At 70.9% G+C, this 25,208-nt stretch carries 22 protein-coding genes and 1 pseudogene; 9 read left to right on the top strand and 14 right to left on the bottom strand.

The genetic code is table 11. The features are described 5' to 3' along the window. Positions 1–305: 305 nt before the first annotated feature. The 4 genes and pseudogenes from MMA15_RS15690 to ssd all read right to left on the bottom strand — a co-directional run bounded on the left by MMA15_RS15690 (position 306) and on the right by ssd (position 4,757). Positions 306–1,226: a type II secretion system F family protein gene (locus MMA15_RS15690; protein ID WP_241060404.1), complete on the bottom strand. Its 921-nt coding sequence runs from the start codon at positions 1,224–1,226 to the stop codon at positions 306–308. Further along, complete coding sequence (locus MMA15_RS15685) at positions 1,223–2,113, bottom strand: type II secretion system F family protein (protein ID WP_241063215.1); 891 nt, start codon at positions 2,111–2,113, stop codon at positions 1,223–1,225. The genes MMA15_RS15690 and MMA15_RS15685 overlap by 4 nt, the downstream gene beginning before the upstream one ends. A 58-nt stretch (positions 2,114–2,171) precedes the next feature. After that, positions 2,172–3,606 (bottom strand): annotated as a pseudogene (locus tag MMA15_RS15680) (TadA family conjugal transfer-associated ATPase). After that, on the bottom strand, positions 3,603–4,757 hold the full coding sequence (gene ssd / locus MMA15_RS15675) for a septum site-determining protein Ssd (protein WP_241060402.1): 1,155 nt from the start codon (positions 4,755–4,757) through the stop codon (positions 3,603–3,605). The pseudogene MMA15_RS15680 and the gene ssd overlap by 4 nt, the downstream one beginning before the upstream one ends. Positions 4,758–5,207: 450 nt before the next feature. Here ssd and MMA15_RS15670 point away from each other — a divergent pair, with 450 nt between their 5' ends. Then, complete coding sequence (locus MMA15_RS15670) at positions 5,208–6,050, top strand: HAD family hydrolase (RefSeq protein ID WP_241060401.1); 843 nt, start codon at positions 5,208–5,210, stop codon at positions 6,048–6,050. Positions 6,051–6,429: 379 nt separating this feature from the next. On the opposite strand, the gene MMA15_RS15665 is transcribed toward MMA15_RS15670, so the two are convergent. Continuing rightward, entirely contained in the window at positions 6,430–7,305 is an 876-nt protein-coding gene (locus tag MMA15_RS15665) for a Fic family protein (RefSeq protein WP_241060400.1), read from the bottom strand. A 108-nt stretch (positions 7,306–7,413) separates the two neighbouring features. On the opposite strand from MMA15_RS15665, the gene MMA15_RS15660 reads away from it, so the two are divergent. Continuing rightward, complete coding sequence (locus MMA15_RS15660) at positions 7,414–8,412, top strand: ATP-binding protein (protein ID WP_241060399.1); 999 nt, start codon at positions 7,414–7,416, stop codon at positions 8,410–8,412. 87 nt (positions 8,413–8,499) lie between these two features. On the opposite strand, the gene MMA15_RS15655 is transcribed toward MMA15_RS15660, so the two are convergent. After that, positions 8,500–9,864, bottom strand: a complete 1,365-nt coding sequence (locus MMA15_RS15655) for a polysaccharide deacetylase family protein (RefSeq protein ID WP_241060398.1) — start codon at positions 9,862–9,864, stop codon at positions 8,500–8,502. 357 nt (positions 9,865–10,221) lie between these two features. Here MMA15_RS15655 and acs point away from each other — a divergent pair, with 357 nt between their 5' ends. The 4 genes from acs to MMA15_RS15635 all read left to right on the top strand — a co-directional run bounded on the left by acs (position 10,222) and on the right by MMA15_RS15635 (position 14,616). Next, on the top strand, positions 10,222–12,186 hold the full coding sequence (gene acs / locus MMA15_RS15650) for an acetate--CoA ligase (protein ID WP_241060396.1): 1,965 nt from the start codon (positions 10,222–10,224) through the stop codon (positions 12,184–12,186). Positions 12,187–12,533: 347 nt separating this feature from the next. Continuing rightward, positions 12,534–13,010, top strand: a complete 477-nt coding sequence (locus MMA15_RS15645; RefSeq protein WP_241060395.1) for a phage holin family protein — start codon at positions 12,534–12,536, stop codon at positions 13,008–13,010. Positions 13,011–13,210: 200 nt separating this feature from the next. Further along, complete coding sequence (locus MMA15_RS15640) at positions 13,211–14,149, top strand: alpha/beta fold hydrolase (RefSeq protein WP_241060394.1); 939 nt, start codon at positions 13,211–13,213, stop codon at positions 14,147–14,149. Positions 14,150–14,427: 278 nt separating this feature from the next. After that, positions 14,428–14,616, top strand: coding sequence for a hypothetical protein (locus MMA15_RS15635; protein ID WP_241060393.1), 189 nt, complete (start codon positions 14,428–14,430; stop codon positions 14,614–14,616). A gap of 89 nt (positions 14,617–14,705) precedes the next feature. Here the strand turns inward: MMA15_RS15635 and MMA15_RS15630 are convergent, their stop codons facing one another. From MMA15_RS15630 to nth, 3 genes are all read right to left on the bottom strand, one after another. Beyond that, the gene (locus MMA15_RS15630; RefSeq protein WP_241060391.1) at positions 14,706–15,905 is read right to left on the bottom strand and encodes a MarP family serine protease; all 1,200 of its coding nucleotides are present in this window, start codon (positions 15,903–15,905) and stop codon (positions 14,706–14,708) included. Positions 15,906–16,061: 156 nt separating this feature from the next. Next, complete coding sequence (locus MMA15_RS15625; RefSeq protein ID WP_241063214.1) at positions 16,062–16,703, bottom strand: NUDIX hydrolase; 642 nt, start codon at positions 16,701–16,703, stop codon at positions 16,062–16,064. 173 nt (positions 16,704–16,876) lie between these two features. Then, positions 16,877–17,740 carry an endonuclease III gene (gene nth / locus MMA15_RS15620; RefSeq protein ID WP_241060390.1) on the bottom strand — a complete coding sequence of 288 codons (864 nt, stop codon included), beginning with the start codon at positions 17,738–17,740 and terminating at the stop codon, positions 16,877–16,879. A 561-nt stretch (positions 17,741–18,301) separates the two neighbouring features. Here nth and MMA15_RS15615 point away from each other — a divergent pair. Further along, positions 18,302–18,976, top strand: coding sequence for a Crp/Fnr family transcriptional regulator (locus MMA15_RS15615; RefSeq protein WP_028438501.1), 675 nt, complete (start codon positions 18,302–18,304; stop codon positions 18,974–18,976). Between the two features lie 142 nt (positions 18,977–19,118). Here MMA15_RS15615 and MMA15_RS15610 read toward each other — a convergent pair whose 3' ends face one another. From MMA15_RS15610 to sp36, 4 genes are all read right to left on the bottom strand, one after another. Next, positions 19,119–19,949 carry an MBL fold metallo-hydrolase gene (locus MMA15_RS15610; RefSeq protein WP_241060389.1) on the bottom strand — a complete coding sequence of 277 codons (831 nt, stop codon included), beginning with the start codon at positions 19,947–19,949 and terminating at the stop codon, positions 19,119–19,121. After that, entirely contained in the window at positions 19,946–21,037 is a 1,092-nt protein-coding gene (locus tag MMA15_RS15605; RefSeq protein WP_241060388.1) for an NUDIX hydrolase, read from the bottom strand. The genes MMA15_RS15610 and MMA15_RS15605 overlap by 4 nt, the downstream gene beginning before the upstream one ends. Before the next feature lie 91 nt (positions 21,038–21,128). Then, the gene (locus tag MMA15_RS15600) at positions 21,129–21,602 is read right to left on the bottom strand and encodes a RidA family protein (RefSeq protein ID WP_241060387.1); all 474 of its coding nucleotides are present in this window, start codon (positions 21,600–21,602) and stop codon (positions 21,129–21,131) included. Continuing rightward, positions 21,599–21,757, bottom strand: coding sequence for a Sp36 family protein (gene sp36 / locus MMA15_RS15595; protein WP_107374329.1), 159 nt, complete (start codon positions 21,755–21,757; stop codon positions 21,599–21,601). Before sp36 ends, MMA15_RS15600 begins: the two co-directional genes overlap by 4 nt. A gap of 44 nt (positions 21,758–21,801) precedes the next feature. Here sp36 and bagA point away from each other — a divergent pair, with 44 nt between their 5' ends. Both bagA and bagB read left to right on the top strand, forming a co-directional pair. Continuing rightward, positions 21,802–22,776, top strand: coding sequence for an ATPase BagA (gene bagA, locus MMA15_RS15590; RefSeq protein ID WP_241060386.1), 975 nt, complete (start codon positions 21,802–21,804; stop codon positions 22,774–22,776). Then, positions 22,773–24,245: an ArsA family ATPase gene (gene bagB / locus MMA15_RS15585; RefSeq protein ID WP_241060385.1), complete on the top strand. Its 1,473-nt coding sequence runs from the start codon at positions 22,773–22,775 to the stop codon at positions 24,243–24,245. Before bagA ends, bagB begins: the two co-directional genes overlap by 4 nt. A gap of 466 nt (positions 24,246–24,711) precedes the next feature. On the opposite strand, the gene MMA15_RS15580 is transcribed toward bagB, so the two are convergent. Beyond that, a complete protein-coding gene (locus MMA15_RS15580; RefSeq protein ID WP_241060384.1) occupies positions 24,712–25,074 on the bottom strand; it encodes a WhiB family transcriptional regulator in 363 nt (120 codons plus the stop codon). Between the last annotated feature and the right edge of the window lie 134 nt (positions 25,075–25,208).

Here is a 25,208-nt window from a genome sequence, read left to right as displayed (position 1 = left end):
CACGAAGCGCGCAGGGCACGACGGAATCTCCTGACCATGGTTCCCCCTTGTGTCTTCTTCCTGGTGACTACTTCGCGTGTCTCTGGCTCGTGTCTTCTGGCTCGTGTCTTCTGGCTCGTGTCCCCGGCTTGTGTCCTCTGGCTTGTGTCCTCTGGCTTGTGTCCTCTGCGTCTGCTGCGTCGCGCCTCGGTCGTTGCTGCTTCGCGCGTGGGGCTGCGCAGGGTGCGCTCAACTCGCGTACTGAATACGGGCGTTGAAACCCAACCGCCGGATTCCCGGCGGATTCCCGCACCGCGGCTCGGTGTTCAAAGCAGTGATCCGGCCAGTCCCATCACCACCGGGGCGACCCCCACGGCGAGGAACGCAGGCAGGAAGCACAGCCCCAGCGGGCCGGTCACCAAGACCGCCGCCCGCCGCGCTCGCGCGGAGGCCTCGCGTACACGCCGTATGCGCAGTTCTGCCGTCAGCCGTGCCATCTGATCGACGGCCGGCGCCCCGGCCGTACCAGCCCGTTCCATGCTGCGTACGAAGCCGTCGCTGCCCGGCAACAAGGCGAAGTGCGCCCAGGCGACGGCCGGTTCGGCCCCAAGCCGCAATTCGGTAGCGGTACGGATCAGAAGTGCCCCTAGCGGGCCGCCCAGTGACCGCCCTACGGCGTCGGCCGCCGGCGCGGGAGTGGAGCCCGCCGCAAGGCAAGCGGCCATCAACTCGGCGGCCAGCGGCAACTGTTCGGCCGCCGCACGGGCGTTCCCCGGCTGTTGCGATCCAGCCGCTTCCTCCTGGGACCGGCGTCGGCGCATCCACCAGCGGACGCCGTACGCACCCACGCAGGCCAGAATCCATCCGGCGACGCCGCCGACCACGACCACCACGAACGCGGCAACGCCGAGGGCCGCACCGGCCTCACGCAGCCGCCCGGACCCTATCCCCCTGGATGCTCGCCGCCACTTCTCCTGGATTCGGGCTACGCGACGGTCAGAACCGACACATCTGCCCAGCCCGGACTCCGCGAACTTGCCTACGTTGCATGAGGGTTCCGAGGGCGACGCCCGTCCGGGATCGGCCCCCGCGCCGTCGCCGAACCCCCCAAGGAGCCTCCGCGTCCGCTGCCGCACCCTGTGGCCACGCCACCCGTCCCATCCGGAAGCCATGGCCCACCCAGCACCGGCGAGCAGCGCCGCCCACATCAGTGCCTCCGCCAGACCGAAGGAACCGCCCCCGTTCATCTCCGCTCCTCCCCGCCCACTGCTACGGGCCGTTCCGCGCTCCGTACGAGCCGGGCCACCCAGGCGATGCCCGCCCACTCCAGAAGCCCGCCCACGACGAGGCACGCCAGCCCCGGCGGGCTGTGCAGCAGCACCTCCATGGGCGCCGCACCCATCGCCGTACCGAGCAGCAACCCGAAGACGGGAAGCAGCGCCAGCACCACGGCCGTGGACCGAGGGCCCGCCAACAGCGCCCGCAGTTCCTCGTGTTGGTCCCGTTCCGCGCGCAGGGCATCGGCGATCTTGTCGAGACCGGCGGCCAGGCCCGCCCCGCCCTCGACGGCCACCTGCCAGCAGGCCCCCACGCCGCGCAGCCCTTCCGCACCGGGACTTCGCGCCGCCTCCCGCAGCGCCCCCGGCACATCACCGCCGAAACGAGCCGCCGCAAGCACGGCAGCGCCGCTGTCCCCCAGCTCTCGCAGCGCGATGCCTCCCGCGGAGAGCAGAGCGCGGTCCGGCTGGCGCCCGGCGCGCAGTTCGCCGGAGACGGCACCGCAGAGTTCCACCACGGCCGCGGCCCTGCGCTCCTTCGCCTTCTCACGCTCCCGTTCCCGCAGCGCCCTCCGTACGAGCGGTACGGCAGCGACACCCGCCGCCAGCGGAAGCCAGGACTCGCACAGCAGCCCCAGCACCGCGCCGCCCAGCGCGCACCACCACGCATGGGCGGCGGGCCCGCCCAGCCGACGGCGTAAGAAGGCGGCCAACTCCTCTACGCGCAGCGGTAGTCGAGGCTGCGGCGCAACGGGCCGTACCTCCCCAGCGAGCAGCAGTCGTGCGCGTCTGCCACGGTCGTCGCTCCCGCTCATCAGCCAGGCCGCCGCTCCCGCGCACACCATCGCCGCGTACATCGGCGCGGCCTGTACGGCCACAGCTCCATGCCCCACGGCACCCGTCAGATCCGTCATCTCAGTCCCCCTCATGTCCGGTGCCGAGGCCCGCCCCAGCCCACGCTGGAAGCCCACTACCTTCAGCTCGGCCATGCGGCCGATCCGCCGGGCCGCCGCCCCGGCGCCCGCGCTGCCGCCCGCACATCGCCCACAACTGCCGTGCGCCGCGCTCCTCCCGGAAGCCGCGCTCGCCCCACACCACTGCCGGAACGGTCGTGACGAGGCCGTCGCCGTCCCGCGTCAGAACATGGATCTCCGCGATGCGCCGCTTCCCCGAGGCGTCCCGCACCAGCGTCCCGCACCAGATGCACCAACACGTCGAGCGCAGCGGCCAGTTGGCTGTGCAGAGCAGCCCTGCCGAGCCCCGCTGTCGTGCCCAGGGCCTCCAGCCGCGCGGGCACGTCCCCGGCGGCGTTGGCATGCAGAGTGCCGCAGCCGCCCTCGTGTCCCGTGTTCAACGCGGCCAGCAGGTCCGTCACTTCGGCCCCTCGGACCTCGCCGACGACCAGCCTGTCGGGCCGCATCCGCAGCGCCTGCCGCACCAGGTCGTCCAACGCCACACGCCCGGCGCCCTCCTGGTTGGCTGGTCGCGCCTCCAGCCGTACGACATGGGGATGGTCGGGGCGCAGCTCCGCCGAGTCCTCGGCGAGCACGATCCGCTCCTCCGGGCCGACCAGCCCCAGCAGCGAACTCAGCAGCGTCGTCTTGCCCGATCCCGTACCACCGCTGATCAGGAAGGAGAGCCTCGCGTCCAGCACCGCTCGCAGAAGCCGCTCCCCGCCCGGCGGCACAGTGCCCGCAGCCACCAACTCCCCCAAGCTGAACGCCTTGTGGCGCACCACCCGCAACGACAGACACGTCGACCCGACGGCCACGGGCGGAAGAACCGCATGCAGCCGGGTGCCGTCCGGAAGCCGCGCGTCCACCCACGGTCTGGCGTCATCCAGACGACGCCCCGCCGATGTGGCCAGGCGCTGCGCCAGCCGCCGTACGGACGCGGCGTCGGCAAAGCGCACACCGGTACGCTCCAGACCTCCGCCACGGTCCACCCACACCTCGTCGGGGCGGGTCACCAGCACATCCGTGACGTCCGGATCGGCCAGCAGCGGCTCCAGCGGGCCGGTGCCCACCATCTCCGAGCGCAGTGCCTCCACGACGCCGAGCACCGCGCTGTCGCCGAGCAGCCGCCCATGGGCGCGCAGGGCCGCCGCCACCCGCGCCGGTGTCGGCTCGTCCCCCGTCTCGGCGAGCCTTGTGCGTACGGCGTCGAGCAGCGTCCGCTTCTCCGGTACGAGTGCCGTACTCCCGTCAGCCGCCGAGGAGGACGGAGAAGGGGCGCTCTCCGCCGCCCCACCGCGCCCGGCCCCAACTCCCGTGCCCCGCACCGCCGTTCTGCCTCCGACGTGCCCGAACTGTCCGGCCTGCCTGTGCTGCTCGACCCTCCTGGCGCTCATGCGGAGACACTCCCGCCGCTCACTCCGCCGCTCAGCGCCCGCGCCCAGAAGTCATGGCAGAAGCGGGCGAGCACTCCACTCGTACGGGCGCCCGGCGGCACGCCGCGCTCCGCCGCCTCCGACAGCCCCGGCTCCCAAGGAAGTTCACCGGCGAGCGGCAGTCGAAGCAGCCGCGCCACCTCGCCCTCGTCCAGCCCCGGTCCGTACCCCCGCGAACCGCCGGGACCGCCCGGAGTACGCACCACGGCCCTCAGATCGCGCAGCACCATCTGAGTACGAGAGGCGACACGGTGCGCCGCTGCGACCGCACGCAACTCGGCGGGCACCAGCAGCAGTCCGAGATCCGTCTGCGCCAGCGCCTCCGCCACCGTCTCGTCCACTCGTCGCGGCAGATCCACCACGACCACACCGCCGCGCCGACGCGCGGCGGAGAGCACCGACTTCATCGCGTCCGCCGGGATCAGCACGGAGTCGCCCCGGTCCCAGCTCAGCACGCTCAAGTCGTGCAGCCTCGGCAGCGATTCCTCCAGTGCGCCGCCTGCGACCCGGCCCCGAGACTCCGCGAACGCCGGCCATCGCAGCCCCTCCGTACGTTCTCCGCCGAGCAGCACGTCGAGACCGCCGCCGAGGGCGTCCCCGTCGACGAGCATCGTGCGCTGCCCCTCCCTCGCCGCCGTAACGGCCAGGGCGCAGGCCAGAGTCGACGCTCCCGCTCCGCCGCGCCCGCCGAGGACCCCGACGGTCAGGGCCGGTCGGCCCACGCACTCCGACGCGTCGGCGATCCGTCCCGTCAGCCAGCTCTCGGCGTCGGGCAGCATCACGACGCCCTCCGCCCCGATACGGGCTCCGCGCTCCCAGACCCCCGGATCGTCGAGGTCCTTGCCGACAAGGAGGACTCCCGGCCTGCGCAGCATCCCGGAGGGCTCCCCTCCGGCAGCGCCGCCCAGCCACTGGGCGCCCGCGCAGTCGTCTCCCACGAGGACCAGCGGTGCCTTTTCCCAGGACTTCGCACCGCCCCACCCCGCCCACGACATCCGGTCGGGAGGCGCACCATGCACCACTTCCGCCTCAGCACCGGCCGCCGCACACAACCTCAGGAGATCGTCAAGGAGTTCTTCGTCCTCGGTGACAATCAGAATGGTTTCGGCCACGTTCCAGACCCCCATCGCGGTTCACAGGCTCACTCCCGCAAACACCCGCGGGCCCTGTCGGGAATCACTGTGCGGGGAACGCGAAAAGCGCAGTGATCATGGTCCAAAACTGTGGACATGCCTCAGCTTGTGAATAAGTCCGTCACCCATCCTGGCGACTCCCGGAGAGCAGTCCATCGATTACACTCAGTTACGACTCTGAGTGCCCGGTCGATGGACGGCCGAAGATCGCCAAGGGAGGTGGAAACGATCACTGAGCGACCGAAACGGCCTTGGACATGCGACGACCCCCGCCGGGGGGAGAGCGGGGGTCGTCCCCAGGGCCGACTCGGGGGGGAGGAGTCGGGCCGGGTTAGCACGGTCGCGAACGATCCGTGACTTCCATGGTGTACCCGAGGGCCTTCTCAGGCAAACCCACGCGCCCCAGCTTACGCCGAATGGTTGGCGCCTATGCTCGGCTTCGTGGAAAACCTAGCGATGCGCCGCACAGCCGCGTTCTTCGATCTGGACAAGACGGTCATTGCGAAGTCGAGCACGCTCGCCTTCGGCAGATCCTTCTACCAAGGTGGCCTGATCAATCGCCGTGCCGTACTCCGCACCGCGTACGCCCAGTTCGTATATCTCCTCGGAGGAGCCGACCACGATCAGATGGAGCGGATGCGCGAGTATCTCTCGGCGCTGTGCCGCGGATGGAACGTCGAGCAGGTGAAGGAGATCGTCGCCGAGACGATCCACGACCTCATCGACCCCATCATCTACGACGAGGCGGCGTCCCTCATCGAGGAGCACCACCTCGCCGGGCGTGACGTGGTCATCGTCTCGACGTCGGGGTCCGAAGTCGTCGAGCCGATCGGGGAGTTGATCGGGGCGGACCGCGTGGTGGCGACCCGCATGGTCGTCGAGGACGGCTGCTACTCGGGCGAGATCGAGTACTACGCATACGGCCCGGCGAAGGCGGAGGCGATCGCCTCGCTCGCCGAGTCCGAGGGGTACGACCTCAGCAGGTGCTATGCCTACAGCGACTCCATCACGGACGTACCGATGCTGGAGGCCGTCGGGCATCCCTACGCGGTCAATCCCGACCGGGCACTGCGCAAGGAGGCGCTCTCCCGTGACTGGCCCGTCCTCTCCTTCTCCCGGCCGGTGCGGCTCAAGGAGCGCGTCCCCGGCCTGTCGATGCCTTCACGGCCCGCGCTGGCGATCGCCGCTGCGGCGGTGGGAGCGGCGGTCGCCACCGCGGGTCTGGTCTGGTACACGAGTCAGCGCAGGAGTGCCCGGTTCGAGCAGCTTTGAGGGCAAAGGTAAAGATGCCAGGCCAGGGGTTCCACATCGGGGCAGAGCGCAGTACAAAGGAATTGACGGCCCGCGAGACCAGCGGCGAAGCAGAGTTCGCCGGTACGCACAAGGCCCCACGGACCGCCTTGCATGAATACCGGGCACCCACGCGACGCTGAGCCCGCGTAACGGGCGAACCCGCCAGGAGACCGGCAGAGACCCGGGCCTGACGGGCAATACGAAAAGCACGCACTGGTAACCCGGTATCCGTGCCAGCGGCGGCACTGTCGACGGCGGTGCCGCCGCAATCCTGTGCGGAGGGCCGTGAACTCCCGGCCCAATGTGCCCTGTACGCGGGTGACGCCGCGCGCTCGTCCCTCGGCGCAGCCGTGACGGACTATGCCGCCCCGCGCTGTAGCGCCTCGCACACCGCCGTCGTCTCTCGGGCACCCAGCTCCAGGGCCTTTCCGCAGTGCACGAGCCATGCGGCCAGGCCCTCGGGAGTCCCGGAGGCGTAGCCGTCCAGGGCACGTTCGTAGGCGTCGCGGCCCGCTTCCGCGTGGCCGACCTCCGCCGGGCAGATCGACTTGGGGTCCAGCCCGCCGCCCACGAGGACGATGCGCTCGGCGGCCCGCGCCACGACGCCGTTGTACGAGACGAAGGGCCGCAGCGTGGCCAGTTCACCGTGTACGACCGCGGCGAGCACCAGTGCCGGGGCCTCGGTGCCGTCCACCACGATCCGGGCGAGCGCGTCGAGTCGCGCCGCCACCTCATCGGCGTCCGGCGCCTGCCGCTCCGGTACGGTCCCGCTGCCGGGGCCGGACGCCGCCGCCGTACCCGCCGGCTCGCTGCCGGTCGCCGTCACCGTCTCGCCTGCCAGGCGGGGACGGCCCACTGCCTCGTCGGTCCCGTTTCCGCCGGCTGCGACGAGATGCAGCCGCGCCAGCACGCGCATCGGCGACTGCCGCCATACGTCGAGGAGTTGGCCCGCCTCGGCGGTCAGCCGCAGCGCCGCGCCGACCGCGCGGGGCTCGCCCTCCGCGCCGAAGTCCGTGCGGCGGCGCAGCTCCTCCAGGGCCCAGTCGGCGCCTTCGAGTGCGGCCGAGGCACGGGCGCCGCGAAGGGCCGCCTCCGCGCTCACCTCGCTGCTGCGGCGGCGCATCACTCGGTGCCCGTAGATCCGGTCGACCGACCGCCGTACGGAGTCGACGGCCTCGGGGACACCGGGCAGCGCGCCCAGTGGGGCCAGGGGGTCAGCGGTGCTGCTACTCATGCGTATGACCCTACGCGCAGGCCGAGCGGCCACCGGCGTCCCACGAACGAGTGGTCCTTCTCACCCCGTCTTCGCGCTGTCGCCGCTCACATGTCTACGCTCCTGTTCATGAAAATCGCTTTCGTTGGGAAGGGCGGCAGCGGCAAGACCACGCTGTCCTCACTGTTCATCCGTCAACTGGCCGCGGCGCACGTCCCGTTGGTCGCGGTGGACGCGGACATCAATCAGCATCTCCCCGCGGCGCTGGGGATGGACGAGGCCGAGGCCGAAGCGCTCCCCTCCATGGGCGCGCAGCTCCCCCTGATCAAGGAGTGGCTGCGCGGTTCGAATCCCCGTATCGCGTCGGCCGAGACGATGATCAAGACGACGCCGCCCGGCGAGGGTTCGCGACTGCTGACGATCACCGAGGACAACCCCGTCTACGAGGCCTGCGCACGCACCCTCTCCGTCGAGGGCGGCAAGGTGCGGCTGCTGGCCACCGGGCCCTTCACGGAGGCCGATCTGGGCGTCGCCTGCTACCACTCCAAGACCGGCGCGGTGGAGCTGTTCCTGAACCATCTCGTCGACGGGCGCGAGGAGTTCGTGGTCGTCGACATGACTGCGGGCAGCGATTCGTTCGCGTCGGGGATGTTCACGCGCTTCGACATGACCTTCCTCGTCGCCGAGCCGACCCGTAAGGGCGTGTCCGTCTACCGCCAGTACAAGGAGTACGCACGGGACTTCGGGGTGCCGCTGCGCGTGGTGGGCAACAAGGTGCACAACAGCGACGACCTCGACTTCCTCCGCGAGGAGACCGGTGACGACCTGCTCGTCTCCTTCGGGCACTCCGACTGGGTCCGCGCCATGGAGAAGGGCCGTCCGCGCCCGCTCACGGAGCTGGAGGAGCCCAACGTCCGTGCCCTGAGCGTGATTCGGCAGGCCGCGGACGGGGCGTACGAGCAGCGTGACTGGGAGCGGTACACGCGGCAGATGGTGCACTTCCATCTGCGCAACGCCGAGAGCTGGGGGAACGCGAAGACAGGCGCCGACCTGGCCGCCCAGGTCGACCCCGGCTTCGTACTCGGCGAGCACCACCGCGGACATCGGGTGGCGCCGCAGCCCGCGTGAGGGGCGGTCGCGGCCGAGCCGCGACGCCGGCGCGGCGGCGGCGGGCGGAGGCCGGCAGCAGCCTCCGCCCGCCGCTCACCGGGCCGTTCAGTCGGACCGTCGGTCGGAGACCGGCTTCGTCGTCCCAGCGTCCTTGGCTTTTTCCTCGGCCTTGGCCTTGGCCTCGGCTTTGGCCTTGGCCTCGGCTTCGTCCTTGGCCTTGGCCTCGGCTTCGTCCTTGGCCTTGGCCTCGGCTTCGTCCTTGGCCTTGGCCTCGAGGAACGACTTCCATCCGCGCTCGGGCCGTTCACCGACGCCCAGCGAACGCAGCTTGGAGAGCACCTTCGGGTCCTGTGCGTCGAGCCATTCGACGAGCTGCCTGAACGAGACGCAGCGGACCTCGTGCTTGCGGCAGACCGACTTCATCACGTGTTCCACGGCGTCCATGTACACGCCGCCGTTCCACTTCTCGAAGTGGTTGCCGATGATCAGGGGCGCGCGATTGCCCTTGTAGGCGCGCTCGAAGCCCTTCATCAGGCCCTCGCGCATCTGACGCCCGTACGCCGCGTGCTCAGCGGCGGGACCCCGGACCGTCCCCGACTGGTTCGCCAGGAAGTTGTAGTCCATGGAGAGGGTCTCGAACTTCCGCCCCGGCATGGGGACTTCCTGCAACGGCACGTCCCACAGGCCGCTCTTCTTCTTCGGCCAGACCTGGGTCCCGTTGCCGCTGGAGTCGTAGCGGAAGCCCATCTCCCGGGCCGCGCGGAGCAGATTCTCCTGGCCCTGGAGGCAGGGGGTGCGCCCCCCGATGAGTTCCTTGTCGTAGTCGAACGGAAGAGGATCCTCACGCCGGAAGCCGGTGTTCGTCTTCCAGTTCTTCACGAACCACTTGGCCTGGCGTATCTCGCTCTTCCACTGGTCCGCGGACCAGCTCCCGACACCCTTGGGGCCGCAGAAGTGGCCGTTGAAGTGGGTGCCTATCTCGTTGCCCTGGAGCCATGCCTTGCGTACTTCGCGAAGGGTGGCCCGTATGTTCTCGTCCTTGAGGTAGCCGATGTCGGAGGCGCCGGAGGGGTGGCCGGGAGGCGCGTAGCGCCGGGACTTGGCCTCGGGGAGGGTGTATATGCCGCTCAGGAAGAACGACTGGGAGGCGCCGTAGCGCTTACCGGCCTTGCGGAAGCGGGAGAAGAGCTTCTTCCCGTCCTCGCCGGCCCCGTCCCAGGAGAAGACCACGAACTGCGGCGGCTTCTTGCCCTTGCGCAGTGCTCTCGGTATCGGCTGGCTCGGCTGGCGGCCGGTTATGGAGGTCGACCCGTCCCCGATGACTCGCGCCTGCTGCTCGGGCTTCTCCTCGGGGGCCGAGCGTCCCTGCCCTTCCGGGCTTGCCGTGGTGTCGCCGGCGCAGCCGCTCATCACCACGGTGAGCGCCATTCCCGCCGATATGCCCGCGAGCCACCGTCGTGTGGCCGTCATCGGATCACCTCGCCCTTGTCGATGTCTCTCCGTAGCGGATCAACTCCGGTACGTGACTCAAACGTTGCATCTCGGGCGAAACGGGCAACCTGGGCGGGGTCTCAGGGTGACTTCTTCACTCGTTGAGCCCACGAATCGGTGGTCTGCGGCCGGCGGCGGCGCGGGGTCCGGCGACGCACCGCACGGCCCCGCCACCGGGCAGAATGGATGCGTACCTGACAGGTCTAAACCAATTTCGTCGACAGCCCTTGTCACATGGGCGCAAGGGCTGATGTGCTGGGCCGGAGGTCCAAGGCCCGGCGAGAAAGGGGACCTTGAGACCGGGACACAGCGGACACCCTGGGAAAGGGAGATGTCGTGAGCAACGAAAGCCTGGCCAATCTGCTCAAGGAAGAGCGGAGGTTCGCGCCGCCCGCCGATCTGGCTGCCGAAGCCAACGTCACTGCCCAGGCGTACGAGCAGGCGAAGGCGGATCGGCTGGGCTTCTGGGCCGAGCAGGCACGCCGCCTGAGCTGGGGCAAGGAGCCGACCGAGACCCTCGACTGGTCGAACCCGCCGTTCGCGAAGTGGTTCAAGGACGGCAAACTCAACGTCGCCTACAACTGCGTCGACCGGCACGTCGAGGCGGGCAACGGCGACCGGGTGGCCCTGTACTTCGAGGGCGAGCCCGGCGACTCCCGCACCCTCACCTACGCCGACCTCCAGCGCGAGGTCTCAAAGGCCGCGAACGCGCTGACCGAACTCGGCGTACAGGCCGGCGACCGCGTCGCCGTCTACCTGCCGATGATCCCGGAGACCGTCGTGGCGATGCTGGCCTGCGCCCGCATCGGCGCCCCGCACTCCGTGGTCTTCGGCGGCTTCTCCGCGGACGCGCTGGCCACCCGCATCGAGGACGCCGACGCCCGCGTCGTCATCACCGCCGACGGCGGCTACCGCAAGGGCGGCGCCAGCGCGCTCAAGCCCGCCGTCGACGAGGCGCTGACCAGGCCCGGCACCGAGAAGGTACGCAACGTACTGGTCGTCAGGCGCACCGGCCAGGAGGACATCGAGTGGAACGACGACCGTGACGTGTGGTGGCACGACGTCGTCGAGCGGCAGAGCGACCAGCACACTCCGCAGGACTTCGACGCCGAGCACCCGCTGTTCATCCTCTACACCTCCGGCACGACCGGTAAGCCGAAGGGCATCCTGCACACCACCGGCGGCTATCTGACGCAGGTCGCCTACACCCACCACGCCGTCTTCGACCTGAAGCCCGAGAAGGACGTCTACTGGTGCACGGCCGACGTCGGCTGGGTCACCGGGCACTCGTACATCGTCTACGGGCCGCTCGCCAACGGCGCCACGGAGGTGCTCTACGAGGGCACCCCGGACACCCCGCACAAGGGCCGCTGGTGGGAGGTCGTACAGAAGTACAAGGTGTCGCTGCTCTACACCGCGCCGACCGCGATCCGCGCCTGCATGAAGTGGGGCGACGACATCCCGGCGAAGTTCGACCTGTCGTCGCTGCGCATCCTCGGCTCCGTGGGCGAGCCGATCAACCCGGAGGCGTGGATCTGGTATCGCCACCACATCGGCGGCGACCGTACGCCCATCGTCGACACCTGGTGGCAGACGGAGACCGGCGGCGTCATGGTCAGCCCGCTGCCCGGCGTCACCGAGACCAAGCCCGGCTCGGCACAGCAGCCGCTGCCCGGGATCTCCGCGACCGTCGTGGACGACGAGGCCAACGAAGTCCCGGACGGCGGCGGCGGATACATGGTGCTGACCGAGCCCTGGCCGTCGATGCTGCGCACCATCTGGGGCGACGACCAGAGGTTCCTGGACACCTATTGGTCGCGCTTCGAGGGCAAGTACTTCGCGGGCGACGGCGCGAAGAAGGACGACGACGGCGACATCTGGCTGCTGGGCCGCGTCGACGACGTCATGCTCGTCTCCGGGCACAACATCTCGACCACCGAGGTCGAGTCGTCGCTCGTGTCGCATCCGAAGGTCGCCGAGGCGGCCGTCGTCGGTGCGACGGACCCTCAGACCACCCAGGCCATCTGTGCGTTCGTCATCCTGCGGGGCTCGGCCGCCGAGGACGAGGGGCTGGTGGAGGAGCTGCGGGCGCATGTGTCCAAGCAGCTCGGTCCGATCGCCAAGCCGAAGAAGATCCTTCCGGTCGCGGAGCTTCCGAAGACCCGCTCCGGCAAGATCATGCGGCGGCTGCTGCGGGACGTCGCGGAGAACCGGGCGCTGGGCGACGTCAGCACGTTGACCGACTCGTCCGTCATGGAACTCATCCAGGACAAGCTGCCTACGGCCGCGAGCGAGGACTGACCGCCGGGTCCGCGCACGCGGGGGCGGCCGAGTCGCGGCACGAGTGAGGGGCATCCGGCGACGCCGGGTGCCCCTCCCCCTGTCCGTACGGCCGTACGCTTCGTCAACACCGGGGCGCCCGAGGGTGCTTGCCCTAGTGGCCTCCTGGCCGAACGTGCCGCACGATGGTCCGGCATGATCGGACCGGTGAGTAGGTACGGTTCGACGGGCTCTACGCGTTCTACGGGCTCTACGGCTCGGGTTCGACGCGTCGACGGCCGGCCGGAGCCTACGGGTTCGACGTCCGGCCGGGATCGACGAGGATCGATGGAGATCGACGCAAGACGGAAAGAAAGAGGGGAACACCGATGAGTTCTGCCGACGACGGCCGCAGCCTCGGCCAGTTGGTGGCTTCGGCCACCGCCGAGTTGTCCGGTCTGGTGCACGACGAGATCGCGCTGGCCAAGGCCGAGATCCGGCAGGACGTCAAGCGCGGCATCGTGGGCGGAGGCGCGGCCACGGTCGCGGGTGTGCTGCTGCTCTTCTCACTGCCGGTGCTGAGCTTCGCCGCCGCGTACGGGATTCACAATCTGGGCCTCGGGCTGGCCTGGTCGTTCCTGATCGTGGGCGGCGCCTACATCGTGCTGGCGTTGATCCTGCTGCTCGTCGCGCTGCGGAAGTTCAAGCGGATCAAGCCCCCGGAGAAGTCGATCGCGTCGGCGAAGGAGACCGCCTCGGTGCTGTCGCGGGCCAAGCCGCATCCCCGTAAGGGCGGCGCGGGAGCGACCGCGGGGCGGAACGGCGCTTCGCTCGACAAGCGGCAGGAGAGCACGTCGGCGGCGTGACGCCCGTCGCTTCTTCCGCCGCGTAGACGGCTTCCCCGCGAACTGCCGTACGGACCCGGCCCGTACGCACTCGGCGGCGAACTCCGCGTGCGCACCGCGCACTTGGGTCGGGCCTGCCCTCCACCGCACGCCCTTTCGCAGGGTGCCGCGACCCATGAGCGCGTCATGGATGCCGGGCGAAGTGTGACAGGCTCGTCCACATGACCCACCCAGCAGGTCCGGCCAATCTGATCCGGCCCGAAGGCCCCTGGACGCACCGGGACGTGGCGGCGAACGGTGCCCGGTTCCACATCGCCGAGACGGGTGACGGACCTCTTGTGCTGCTGCTGCACGGCTTCCCGCAGTACTGGTGGACTTGGCGGCATCAGCTCACGGCGCTGGCGGACGCCGGTTTCCGCGCCGTCGCCATGGATCTGCGCGGCGTGGGCGGCAGCGACCGCACGCCGCGCGGCTACGACCCGGCGAACCTCGCCCTCGACGTCACCGGCGTCATCCGCTCCCTCGGCGAGCCCGACGCGGCCCTGGTGGGGCACGACTTGGGCGGCTATCTGGCGTGGACTGCCGCCGTGATGCGGCCCAAGCTCATCCGGCGCCTGGCGGTCTCCGCGATGCCGCATCCCCGGCGCTGGCGCGCGGCGATGCTCAAGGACGTGCGCCAGACGAAGGCCGGTTCCTATGTGTGGGGCTTCCAGCGGCCGTTCGTGCCCGAGCGTCAACTCACTGCGAACGGCGGTGAGTTGGTGGGGAGGCTGGTACGGGACTGGGCCGGTCCGAGGCTGCTGGAACAGCCCGGCGTTGAGGAGGCGGTCGCACGCTATGAGCAGGCCATGTGTGTGCCGTCTACGGCGCACTGCTCGGTCGAGCCCTATCGCTGGCTGGTGCGTTCGATGGCGCGGCCGGACGGCTTCCAGTTCAACCGGCGCATGAAGCGGCCCGTACGGGTGCCGACGATGCAGGTGCACGGCGCGCTCGATCCGGTGCTGCGCACACGCAGTTCGGCCGGGTCGGGCCAGTACGTCGAAGCCCCGTACCGCTGGCGTCTGTTGGACGGAATCGGCCACTGGCCGCACGAGGAGGACCCGGCCGGGTTCTCCTCGGAGCTGATCGGCTGGCTGAAGGACCCCGAGCCGGATCGCTGACCCGGCCGCGCTCCCCGGGGTTTCGCTTCAGGCGTCGGGGACGTTTGCGAATGCCCGAAGTGCCGCCCGCCCACCGCCCGTTCGCCCTCGTTCGCCCTCTTACGACTGCCGTACGACCGCCGAACGACCGCTGTTCGACCTCGTACGAACGGCCGGGCCGCCGCTCGCGTATGCAGCCGTAGGCACCGGCAACACCCGCCACTGACTCGGCGTTCGAAGGTGGCGTTTGATGGCCCGTCAGACGGTTACGCGCCTCGCTACGGGGCAGAGTGCGCTGTATGGGCTGGACGCACGACTACCGTGACCTGGCACGTGACCGCAGCGGGCGGAGGGGACTGCTCCCCGGACAGCGCATGTGGCGCTTACTGCCCGACAGACTCGGCGAGGGCGTCGAGCCCGGAATTCCCCAGTTGCTCGGCCGCAGAGCACGCTGGTTCGGTGCACGGCTGAGGCACCCGCGCGGCTGACGCTCGGCTGCCGACGCCTGGTGCGAAGCCCCGGGCTCGCAGACCGCGGTGACGCCGACTTCCGTGTACGGCGGGCTAATTCACCTGGTTCACATCGCACAACCCTGGCTGTCGGCCTGCCGCTGCGTCACCCGGCCACGCTGTGCGTCGCTGCGCACCTCGTCCGCCGTGAGGGCGTATCCCGTACGGGAGTTGTCGAGCGACTTGGCGAAGACGACGCCGTAGACGCGGCCTTCGGGCGTGAGCAGCGGGCCGCCGGAGTTGCCCTGGCGGATGGTCGTGTAGAGGGAGTAGATGTCGCGGCGGACCCGGTCGCGACGGTAGATGTCCGGGCCGTCGGCGTCGACGCGGTCGCGTACGCGTGCCGGGCGCACGTCGAATCCGCCGTTCTCAGGGAAGCCCGCGACGATGGCGCCGTCGCCGCGTCCCGCGTCCTTCGGCGCGAACCGCAGCGCGGGGGCGTCGAGCGTCGGCACGTCCAGTACGGCCACATCGCGCCGCGGGTCGTAGAGGACGACGCGGGCGTCATGGATCCGGCCGACGCCGCCGATCTGCACCGTGGGCTCCCTGACGCCGCCGACGACGTGCGCGTTGGTCATCACACGGTGCCTGGCGTAGACGAAGCCCGTGCCCTCCAGCACCTTTCCGCAACGGGTCGCGCTGCCCACGACCTTCGCGATGCTGTGCCTCGCCCTGGCGGCGACGGGGCTCTTCGCCAGCTTCGGATCGGGCGCGGGCACCGCCCTGATCGGCTCGTTGGAGAACGGCGAGAAGACCTGCGGCAGGCCGTTCTGCGCGAGGGTCGAGGAGAAGTCGTTGAACCAGTTGTCCGCCTCGGCCGGCAGGACACGTGAAACCCCCAGCAGCACACTGGAGTCGCGTACCTGCTTGCTGAGCGTCGGCAGCGAAGTGCCCGCGAGCGCCGAGCCGATCAGCCATGCCACGAGCAGCATGGCCAGTACGTTCACCAGCGCACCGCCCGTGGCGTCCACGGCGCGGGCGGGCGACCAAGTGATGTGCTGCCGCAGCTTGTTGCCCATGTGGGTGGTGAACGCCTGCCCGACGGAGGCGCAGACGATGACGATGACGACGGCCCCCACCACGCCGAACGTGCCCGGAGGGGAGCCGTCCGTCACGGCGTCCCACAGCGGGGGCAGAACCCAGATCGCCACCAGCCCGCCGCCCAGGAAACCGGTCACGGAGAGAATCCCGACGACGAAGCCCTGCCGATAGCCGATGACGGCGAACCAGATCGCGGCGAGGAGAAGCAGGAAGTCCAGCGCGTTCACGGGAGCCACCGTCTCATGGGGGTCATGGGCGGCCTCCGCCGCGGTCGGATCGTACGCAACCCGCGGCCGCGGACCTCATGGGCGGCAGCGCGGGCGCCGGTACGGGCGCGGCGGCGCGGGCCCGGCACGTACTCATATCCCCGGCCATGGTCCGGGTCACGTCTTGCGGTCGATCGTCACGCGCCTCTCGCGGTCCCATGGGCGCTCCCAGCCCGCGTAGTGCAGAAGGCGGTCGATCACACCGGCGGTGAAGCCCCACACCAGCGCCGGACCCAGGCAGAAGGCCGGGCCCGTGTAGCCGGAGGGGTGGACGGCCATAGCGCGGTTCGCCGGGTCCGTCAGCTCGGACACGGGGACGGTGAAGACATGAGCCGTCTCGGCGGGGTCGATGGCCGAGACGGGCGTGGGGCGGTGCCACCAGCCGAGCACCGGCGTGACGACGAAGCCGCTGACGGGGATGTAGAGCGCGGGCAGCGTCCCGAAGATCTGCACCCCGGACGGGTCGAGACCCGTCTCCTCCTCTGCTTCACGCAGGGCCGCCCGCAGCCGCCCCTCGCCCTCCGGATCGCCGTCCTCCGGGTCGATGGCGCCACCGGGGAAGGAGGGCTGACCGGCGTGGGAGCGGAGGCTCGACGCCCGTTCCATGAGCAGCAGTTCGGGGCCGTCGGCGCCCTCTCCGAAGAGCACGAGCACGGCCGAGGGGCGGCCGGCGCCGTCGGGCGGCGGCAGGAAGCGGCTGAGCTGGCGCGGCTCGACCGTGCCCGCGACATGGAGCACGGGCCTGAGCCAGTCCGGCAGGCCACGGGTGCTGAACTCGACGCGGGGCGGGACGCGGGACGGAGCACGGGAGGAAGGAGACGAAGGGGAGGAACGGGAGGAACCGTCCCGGCCTGCTTCGCGGTCCGCGGCACGGCCCGGGTCTGCCGCCGGGTCCGGGCCGGTGCCAGGGCCCGCGTTCGTACGGGGACGGCTCACCGGGCGGCCCCGGCGGTGCTCCCACCGTCCGCGCCGGTCTCGGCACCGTTGCCGCCGAGCGGGGGCGCCGGACGCCCCGGATAGTCCGCCGGGGGCTTCAGCCGCTGCCCCGGCAGCCCGCCCATCTCGTACTTCAGCAGCTTCTTCGCCTTCTCCGGGTCGAGTTCGCCCTCGCCGTACGAGGGGCAGAGCTGTGCGATGGGGCAGGCACCGCAGGCCGGTTTGCGTGAGTGGCAGATGCGGCGGCCATGGAAGATCGTCCGGTGCGAGAACATCGTCCACTCGCTCTTCGGGATGATCTCCGCGATCTCGGCCTCGACCTTCTCCGCGTCGGTCTGCTCGGTGAGCCTCCAGCGCCGTACGAGGCGGCCGAAGTGGGTGTCGACCGTCAGCCCGGGGACGCCGAAGGCGTTGCCCAGCACGACGAACGCGGTCTTGCGGCCGACGCCGGGCAGCGACACCAGATCCTCTATGTTGCCCGGCACCTCGCCGCCGAAGCGGTCGCGGATACCGGCCGACAGCCCCAGCAGGGACTTGGCCTTGGCGCGGAAGAAACCCGTGGGACGCAGCAGTTCCTCCAGCTTCTCCGGGTCGGCGGCGGCCATGTCCTCGGGGGTCGGATAGGCGGCGAAGACGGCGGGCGTCGTCTGGTTGACCCGCAGGTCAGTGGTCTGGGCGGAGAGGACCGTGGCGACGAGGAGCTGGAACGGGTTCTCGAAGTCGAGCTCGGGGTGGGCGTAGTAGTAGACCTCGCCGAGCTCGCGGTTGATGCGGCGGGCACGGCGGACCATGGCGAGCCGGGACTCCGGCTTCGCGGGCGCGGTCTTCTTCACGGCTTTAGCGGTTTTCACCGGTGTCACTGCTTTCGTGCCTTTCGCGGCCTTCGCGGGCGCCGCCTTCGCGGCGGGCTTCCTCGCCGACCCGGCGCCCGAACCGCCAACCGACCCGGCACTCGGTCCGGCGCTCGACCCCGCATCGAGGTCCTCACTCGCCCCCTTTGTCCGGCCTGCCCTCTTCAGGGGCTCCTGTTCGCCCACAGCGGAACCTCTCCCATCGCGGTCACCCGCCCGGCCCCGCCCTGCGTGCGCTCACCGGGGATTCACGGGGTAACTGGCACTCGGCCAGCGTAGAGGGGCCCGCTGACATCCGCCCCGCACGAAGGCAATTCCCGGCCCAATCGGCCCCCTGCCTTCGGGCGGCGGGGGGCCGTGCGTCAAACTTGTGACTGATCGCACTGTTTCACCGTCCGGCATCATGGGGTTCGGGGTCCCCTCGGCCCTGCGGGCCTGGGGAAGTCCCGACCCTCGGCCCTACGGACCTGAAGCGGCCCCGGGGCCAGGGGAGACGCCGTCCCTCGGCCCATGGGAGCCTTATGAGGCCCCTGGGGACCCCATTGGGCTAGGTCGACAAGGAGAGAACTCGTGGACGACGTTCTGCGGCGCGCACCGCTCTTCGCGGCGCTCGATGAGGAGCAAGCCGCTGAGCTGCGCGCCTCCATGTCGGAGACCACGCTCGCGCGCAGTGAGGCCCTCTTTCACGAGGGCGACCCGGGCGACCGTCTCTATGTAGTCACCGAAGGGAAGGTCAAGCTCCACCGCACCTCCCCTGACGGCCGGGAGAACATGCTGGCCGTACTCGGCCCCGGCGAGCTCATCGGCGAGCTTTCCCTCTTCGACCCCGGCCCGCGTACGGCGACGGCCTCGGCCCTGACCGAGGTCAAGCTGCTCGGCCTGGGTCACGGCGACCTCCAGCCCTGGCTGAACGTGCGCCCCGAGGTGGCCTCGGCGCTTCTGCGGGCCATCGCGCGCAGGCTGCGCCGTACCAACGACTCGATGTCCGACCTCGTCTTCTCCGACGTCCCCGGCCGGGTGGCGAAGCAGCTTCTCGACCTCTCGCGGCGCTTCGGCGTGCAGTCGGAGGAAGGCATCCACGTGGTGCACGACCTCACGCAGGAGGAGCTGGCGCAGCTCGTCGGCGCCTCGCGCGAGACCGTGAACAAGGCGCTCGCGGACTTCGCGGGCCGCGGCTGGCTGCGGCTCGAAGCACGTGCGGTGATCCTGCTCGACATCGAGCGGCTGGCCAAGCGGAGCCGCTGAGGACAGGCCCGCCGCAGGGTCGCCGGCCTGCGGAACGACACGAGGGGCGCCCTTCCGTCCGGGAGGGCGCCCTTGTCGTGTCGTTCCGCGGGGGTGGTTCCCGCCGTCGTACGGGCTGCGCCGTCGTACGGGCCTCCGGCGCCTACGCCGCGCCCCGCTCCCGCAGATATACGAGCTGCGCGCGTACGGACAACTCCGCCGCGGGCCACAGGGAACGGTCGACGTCCGCGTACACGTGGGCGACGACCTGCTGCGCCGTGCGGAACCCCTGCCCCACCGCCTGCTCGACCTGGGCGAGGCGGTCGGCACGATGCGCCAGATAGAAGTCGATGACGCCCTGAGCGTCCTCCAGCACGGGCCCGTGGCCCGGCAGCACGGTGGAGACACCGTCGTCGGCCGTGAGCGAGCGCAGGCGGCGCAGCGAGTCGAGGTAGTCGCCGAGCCGTCCGTCGGGGTGCGCGACGACGGTCGTACCGCGGCCGAGGACGGTGTCGCCCGTCAGCACCGCGCCCTCGGCGGGCAGATGGAACGAGAGCGAGTCCGCGGTGTGGCCCGGCGTGGGCACGACGCGCAGCTCCAGGCCCCCCGTCTCCACGACGTCGCCCTCGGCCAGGCCCTCGTCGCCGAGGCGCAGCGCGGGGTCGAGTGCGCGTACGGATGTGCCCGACAGCTCGGCGAAGCGCACGGCGCCCTCGGCGTGATCGGGATGGCCGTGGGTGAGGAGCGTCAGTGCCACGCGCTTGCCCGAACGTTCGGCGATGGCGAGCACATGGCGCAGATGCCCCTCGTCGAGCGGCCCTGGGTCGATGACGACGGCCTGGTCGGAGCCGGGTTCGGCGACGATCCAGGTGTTGGTGCCGTCCAGGGTCATGGGGGACGGGTTGGGCGCGAGTACGCAGTGGGCGCGTGCCGTGGCCTGGCCGCCGAGCGCTCCGCCGCGCGGCTGGCCGGGGAGGGATGCGGCGTGGGTCATTCCGGGGTCCCTCCGGGCTCACGGCCGTCGCCACCGCCGACTCGGCCCTCGCTCTTGCCGCCGTCGCTCCCGCCGTCGTCGCTCACGTCAGCGCCGCCCACGCCGCCGTTGTCCGTATCCGCGCCCTCGGTCTCGCCCCCGCCGCGCGGCACGCTCGTCGGCACCCGCTTCGTGAACTCGTCGTATCCCGGCCAGCTCAGCACGACCTGCCCGTCCTCCAGCCGTGCCTCGGCGAGCACCGCCGTCAGGTCCCGCTCAGTGCTCGCCGCGAGCGTGGCGGCGGCGCTTCCGTACGGCGCGAGCTGGCGCAGCATGGCGATCGTCGGCGGCATCATCAGCAGTTCGCCGCGGTCGTAGCCCTCGGCGGCCTCGGCGGGCCGCATCCAGACGGTGCGGTCCGCCTCGGTGGATGCGTTGCGCGTCCGCTGGCCCTCGGGCAGCGCGGCCACGAAGAACCAGGTGTCGTAGCGGCGCTTCTCGAACTCCGGCGTGATCCAGTGCGCCCACGCGCCGAGCAGATCGCTGCGCAGGACCAGTCCGCGGCGCTGGAGGAAGTCGGCGAAGGAGAGTTCGTGTGCGGCGAGCGCGGCGCGGTCGCGCTCCCAGTCGTCGCCGGTGGTGTCGTCCACGACGCTCGTCGCGTCCGGGCCCGCGAGAAGTACGCCCGCCTCCTCGAAGGTCTCGCGTACGGCCGCGCATACGACGGCCTGGGCGGTCGCCTCGTCCGTGCCGAACCGTTCCGCCCACTCCTTGCGCGACGGCCCGGCCCAGCCGTCGCCCGGCCGCGGGTCGCCCGCCTCCGGGCGAGGTTCGCCGCCGCCGTCCCGGGTCTCCGCCGGGCCCCAGTGCTCGTCGCGCGGGTCGACGCCGCCGCCGGGATACGCGTAAGCACCCCCGGCGAAGGCCATCGACGTACGCCTGCGCAGCATGTGCACCTCGGGGCCACCGCCCGCGCCACCGCCGTCACGCAGCAGCATGACCGTGGCGGCCAGACGCGGGGTCACGGGCGTGAGTTCGCCCGCGGCGAGGGCGCGGATGCGCTCCGGCCACTCCGGTGGATACCACTGACCGTTCGTGGAGGACGACATGGGCGGATGCTACGGGCCGACTCCGCCCCGAGTCGCCTGGTCGCACCGCGGTCGTCCACGGAGTCGCAGGTCACAGCCGCGGTGAGGTGGATCACTCCGCCCAGTCGGCCAACTCGACCTGGATCTCGACCTCGACGGGTGCGTCCAGCGGCAGCACGGCGACGCCGACGGCGCTTCGCGCGTGCACCCCCGCGTCCTCGAAGACCTCGCCCAGCAGTTCGCTGGCACCGTTGATCACGGCGGGCTGAGCGGTGAAGTCCGGGGCGGAGGCGACGAATCCGGTGACCTTCACCACGCGTACGACCCGCTCCAGGCCGCCCGCGACCGAGTCGACGGCCGCCAGCGCGTTGAGCGCACACGTACGCGCCAGGTCCTTGGCCTCCTCCGGCGTGACCTCCGCGCCGACCTTCCCTGTGAGCGGCAGCCTGCCCTCTACGAGCGGGACCTGGCCCGCGGTGTAGACGTACCGTCCGCTGCGGACCGCAGGCACGTACGCGCCCGCGGGGGTGGCCACTTCGGGCAGCGTGATGCCGAGTTCGGCGAGCCGGGAGGCGACGCGGCTCACTGCTTCTCCCGCTTGAGGTATGCCACCAACTGCTCGGAGCCCGTCGGGCCGGGTACGACCTGGACCAGCTCCCAGCCGTCCTCGCCCCAGGTGTCCAGAATCTGCTTGGTCGCGTGCACGAGCAGCGGCACGGTCGCGTATTCCCACTTCGTCATGGGGCCGAGCGTAGTCCGTCGCCTTGCTGGTTAGGCTCCCGGGAGTGAGCAGGCTGCATGTTGTCACGGGCAAGGGCGGCACCGGCAAGACGACGGTCGCCGCGGCACTCGCGCTGGCCCTGGCCGCGGGAGGGAGGCGCACGCTCCTCGTCGAGGTCGAGGGGCGGCAGGGCATCGCGCAACTCTTCGAGACGGAGCCGCTTCCGTATGAGGAACGCAAGATCGCCGTCGCACACGACGGCGGCGAGGTGTACGCGCTCGCGATCGATCCCGAACGGGCGCTGCTGGACTACCTCCAGATGTTCTACAAGCTCGGCAGCGCGGGCCGCGCGCTGAAGAAGCTCGGCGCGATCGACTTCGCGACGACCATCGCACCGGGCCTGCGGGACGTGCTGCTCACGGGCAAGGCGTGCGAGGCGGTACGCCGCCGCGACTCCCGCGAACGGCGCGTGTACGACGCCGTGGTGATGGACGCGCCGCCCACCGGCCGCATCACACGCTTCCTCGGCGTCAACGAGGAGGTCGCCGGGCTGGCCCGGGTCGGGCCCGTGCACAACCAGGCGCAGGCGGTGATGCGGGTGCTCAAGTCCCCCGAGACGGCAGTGCACTTGGTGACGCTGCTGGAGGAGATGCCCGTACAGGAGACGGCGGACGGTGTGGCCGAACTGCGCGAGGCGGGCCTGCCCGTGGGCGCGGCGCTGGTGAACATGGTGCGGCCCCGGCTCGTGGACGAGGACCTGCTGCACCAGGTCGACCGCGGCCCCGGCGGCGAGTTGGCGGAGGCGCTGAAGCGCGCGGGACTCTCCCGCGCAGGGCGCTTCGTAGGGCCGCTGCTGGAGCAGGCACACGAGCACGCGGAACGCGTCGCGCTGGAGCAGGAGCAGCGCTCCACACTGGCGAAGCTGGACATGCCGGTCTACGAACTCGACCTGCTCTCCGAGGGTGTCGAACTCGCCGGGCTGTACCAGCTCGCGGCGGATCTGCGCGATCAGTTGCCGGCACGGCAGGAGAGGGCATGACGAACGGGACCAGGACGGGCGGCGCCGGAAACCCAAGTGACGCGCGGGAGTCGCGGGAAGCACGGGAATCGCGGGGGGACCCGCGCAGTCCTCTCGCCTCCGAACTGCCCCTGCACGTAGACCCGTTGATCGACGACCCCGATACCCGGATCGTCGTCTGCTGCGGTGCGGGCGGCGTCGGCAAGACCACCACGGCCGCCGCGATCGGCCTGCGCGCGGCAGAGCGCGGACGCAGGGCCGTCGTCCTCACCATCGACCCCGCACGCCGCCTCGCCCAGTCGATGGGCCTCACCGAACTGGACAACACCCCGCGCCCCGTACCCGGCGTCGACAGGTCCGCCGGCGGCGAACTGCACGCCATGATGCTCGACATGAAGCGGACCTTCGACGAGATCGTCGAGGCGCACGCCGAACCCGAGCGTGCCCGCGCCATCATGTCCAACCCGTTCTACGAGTCGCTGTCGGCGGGCTTCGCGGGGACGCAGGAGTACATGGCGATGGAGAAGCTCGGCCAGCTCAGCGCCCACGGCGCCGCCCCCGGCTCGCAGGGCGGGGACGGCAGTTGGGACCTGATCGTCGTCGACACCCCTCCGTCGCGCTCGGCGCTGGACTTCCTGGACGCGCCGAAACGCCTGGGCTCCTTCCTGGACGGGCGGTTCATCAAGCTGCTCATGGCACCGGCGAAGGCCGGAGGCCGGGCGGGGATGAAGTTCGTCAACCTCGGGGTGGCCGGTCTGTCGATGTTCACCGGCGCGCTCAACAAGCTGCTGGGTACGGGCCTGTTGCGTGACGTGCAGACGTTCGTCGCGGCGATGGACACGATGTTCGGCGGATTCCGCAAGCGCGCGGACGCCACCTACCGGCTGCTTCAGGCGCCGGGCACGGCCTTCCTCGTGGTAGCGGCGCCCGAGCGGGACGCGCTCCGCGAAGCCGCGTACTTCGTGGAACGGCTGGCGGAGGAGCGGATGCCGCTCGCCGGGCTCGTGCTCAACCGCGTGCACCGCAGCGGCGCTTCGGAGATCGGCGCGGAGCGGGCGCTGGCCCTCGCGGAAAATCTTGAAGAGGGCGGCATTGTCGATCGAGGGCACGGGAATGGAGATGAACACGGCGCCCACTCCCCCGGGCGCGACGGCTCGCCCGGCCCCGAGACCGCCGGCGAGCGACGGGACACACGAGAGGACGGCCACGTCCCCGTCCCGGACTCCGCCATGCGGCCCGAATCCGCGGCGGAGCCGACGGGACGTACGGAACAAAACGGTCAGACGGGGCAACTCGCTGCCGCGCTGCTGAGGTTGCACGCCGAACGCATGCGGCTGCTCACGCGCGAGCGCCGCACCCGCGACCGCTTCGCCGCGCTGCACCCCGAGGTGCCCGTGGCGGAAGTGGGTGCGCTGGCGGGCGACGTGCACGACCTCGACGGTCTGCGCACGATCGGCGGACTGCTCGCGACGGGGCGGCCTGCGGCCTGATCAGGCGCGCCGACGGCGGACCGCGGGCAGTGGCCCGCCGCGCGCCGAGCCGGTGAGGGTGCTCGAACTCTGTGCAGGCGTACGGGAGTCGGCCCGTATGCCCGCGGCTGCTGTTACGGACTCGATGCCCACGGGCTACGAACTCGCAACATGTGCGGGGGCCGCGTATGTAACGAGGTGATCAGGGCGCGAGCCCACAGATACGGCCCGGCGTGCGGCGCGACCACACAACGCCCCCGTAGGACCGATCGCGGCCCACGAGTCACCACGCACCCGTCCCCAGCACGCCGTTCACAGCACGCCGACGCGACGGGGGCTCACGGCGCCGCCGCGAACCCCCGTCGCACAGCCGCGCGCCGCACCTCCCGCCCAGGGCCTGCCGACCCCCGGCGGTACGAGCGGTGCGTCGCGGCATGTCGTGCGTGTGCGGGAGTGGGGAACTGCGGGAAGCGGAACGGAAGTCGACTCAGCCCGCAGCCGCGTAGTCCTTCACCGCGTTGACGGCGTAGTCCTTGGCCTCCTCGAGGTCCAGGGGCAGAACTCCGCCCGTACCACGCTCGTACTCCAGGCGTGCCGTCTCAAGCAGGCGGCGCCAGGAAGTGACCGTGGGACGGCGGCGCAGGAGCGCTCTGCGCTCCCGCTCGGTCATACCGCCCCAGACACCGAACTCAACTCGGTTGTCCAAGGCGTCCGCCAGGCACTCGGTGCGCACGGGGCACCCTGTGCAAACGGCCTTGGCGCGGTTCTGTGCCGCGCCTTGCACGAACAGTTCATCCGGATCGGTAGTGCGACAGGCTGCCTGCGCACTCCAGTCGGTTACCCAGCCCATAGCCGGCGCCGTCCTCTCCCGAATCGAGGCTCCCCCACGGCGGCGAACGGCATATTCGCCGTTGCCAGTTGGTGACGTTACGGAAGGCAGGCAGGGTGCAACACCCCCTGCGGGCCCAATATTGGATGGCCCGA

Source organism: Streptomyces marispadix, from assembly GCF_022524345.1.
GTDB classification, from domain to species: domain Bacteria; phylum Actinomycetota; class Actinomycetes; order Streptomycetales; family Streptomycetaceae; genus Streptomyces; species Streptomyces marispadix.
Note: the sequence above shows the minus strand (reverse complement) of the source record. Positions and strands in the feature narration are given on the sequence as shown.

What these genes read in the sequence shown, in the direction of transcription:
- MMA15_RS15690 (WP_241060404.1), bottom strand. Translation starts at nt 1,226, where the DNA reads ATGAACGGGGGCGGTTCCTTCGGTCTGGCGGAGGCACTGATGTGGGCG.
- MMA15_RS15685 (WP_241063215.1), bottom strand. Translation starts at nt 2,113, where the DNA reads ATGTACGCGGCGATGGTGTGCGCGGGAGCGGCGGCCTGGCTGATGAGC.
- MMA15_RS15670 (WP_241060401.1), top strand. Translation starts at nt 5,208, where the DNA reads ATGCTCGGCTTCGTGGAAAACCTAGCGATGCGCCGCACAGCCGCGTTC.
- MMA15_RS15665 (WP_241060400.1), bottom strand. Translation starts at nt 7,305, where the DNA reads ATGAGTAGCAGCACCGCTGACCCCCTGGCCCCACTGGGCGCGCTGCCC.
- MMA15_RS15660 (WP_241060399.1), top strand. Translation starts at nt 7,414, where the DNA reads ATGAAAATCGCTTTCGTTGGGAAGGGCGGCAGCGGCAAGACCACGCTG.
- MMA15_RS15655 (WP_241060398.1), bottom strand. Translation starts at nt 9,864, where the DNA reads ATGACGGCCACACGACGGTGGCTCGCGGGCATATCGGCGGGAATGGCG.
- MMA15_RS15645 (WP_241060395.1), top strand. Translation starts at nt 12,534, where the DNA reads ATGAGTTCTGCCGACGACGGCCGCAGCCTCGGCCAGTTGGTGGCTTCG.
- MMA15_RS15640 (WP_241060394.1), top strand. Translation starts at nt 13,211, where the DNA reads ATGACCCACCCAGCAGGTCCGGCCAATCTGATCCGGCCCGAAGGCCCC.
- MMA15_RS15635 (WP_241060393.1), top strand. Translation starts at nt 14,428, where the DNA reads ATGGGCTGGACGCACGACTACCGTGACCTGGCACGTGACCGCAGCGGG.
- MMA15_RS15610 (WP_241060389.1), bottom strand. Translation starts at nt 19,949, where the DNA reads ATGACCCACGCCGCATCCCTCCCCGGCCAGCCGCGCGGCGGAGCGCTC.
- MMA15_RS15605 (WP_241060388.1), bottom strand. Translation starts at nt 21,037, where the DNA reads ATGTCGTCCTCCACGAACGGTCAGTGGTATCCACCGGAGTGGCCGGAG.
- sp36 (WP_107374329.1), bottom strand. Translation starts at nt 21,757, where the DNA reads ATGACGAAGTGGGAATACGCGACCGTGCCGCTGCTCGTGCACGCGACC.
- bagB (WP_241060385.1), top strand. Translation starts at nt 22,773, where the DNA reads ATGACGAACGGGACCAGGACGGGCGGCGCCGGAAACCCAAGTGACGCG.
- MMA15_RS15580 (WP_241060384.1), bottom strand. Translation starts at nt 25,074, where the DNA reads ATGGGCTGGGTAACCGACTGGAGTGCGCAGGCAGCCTGTCGCACTACC.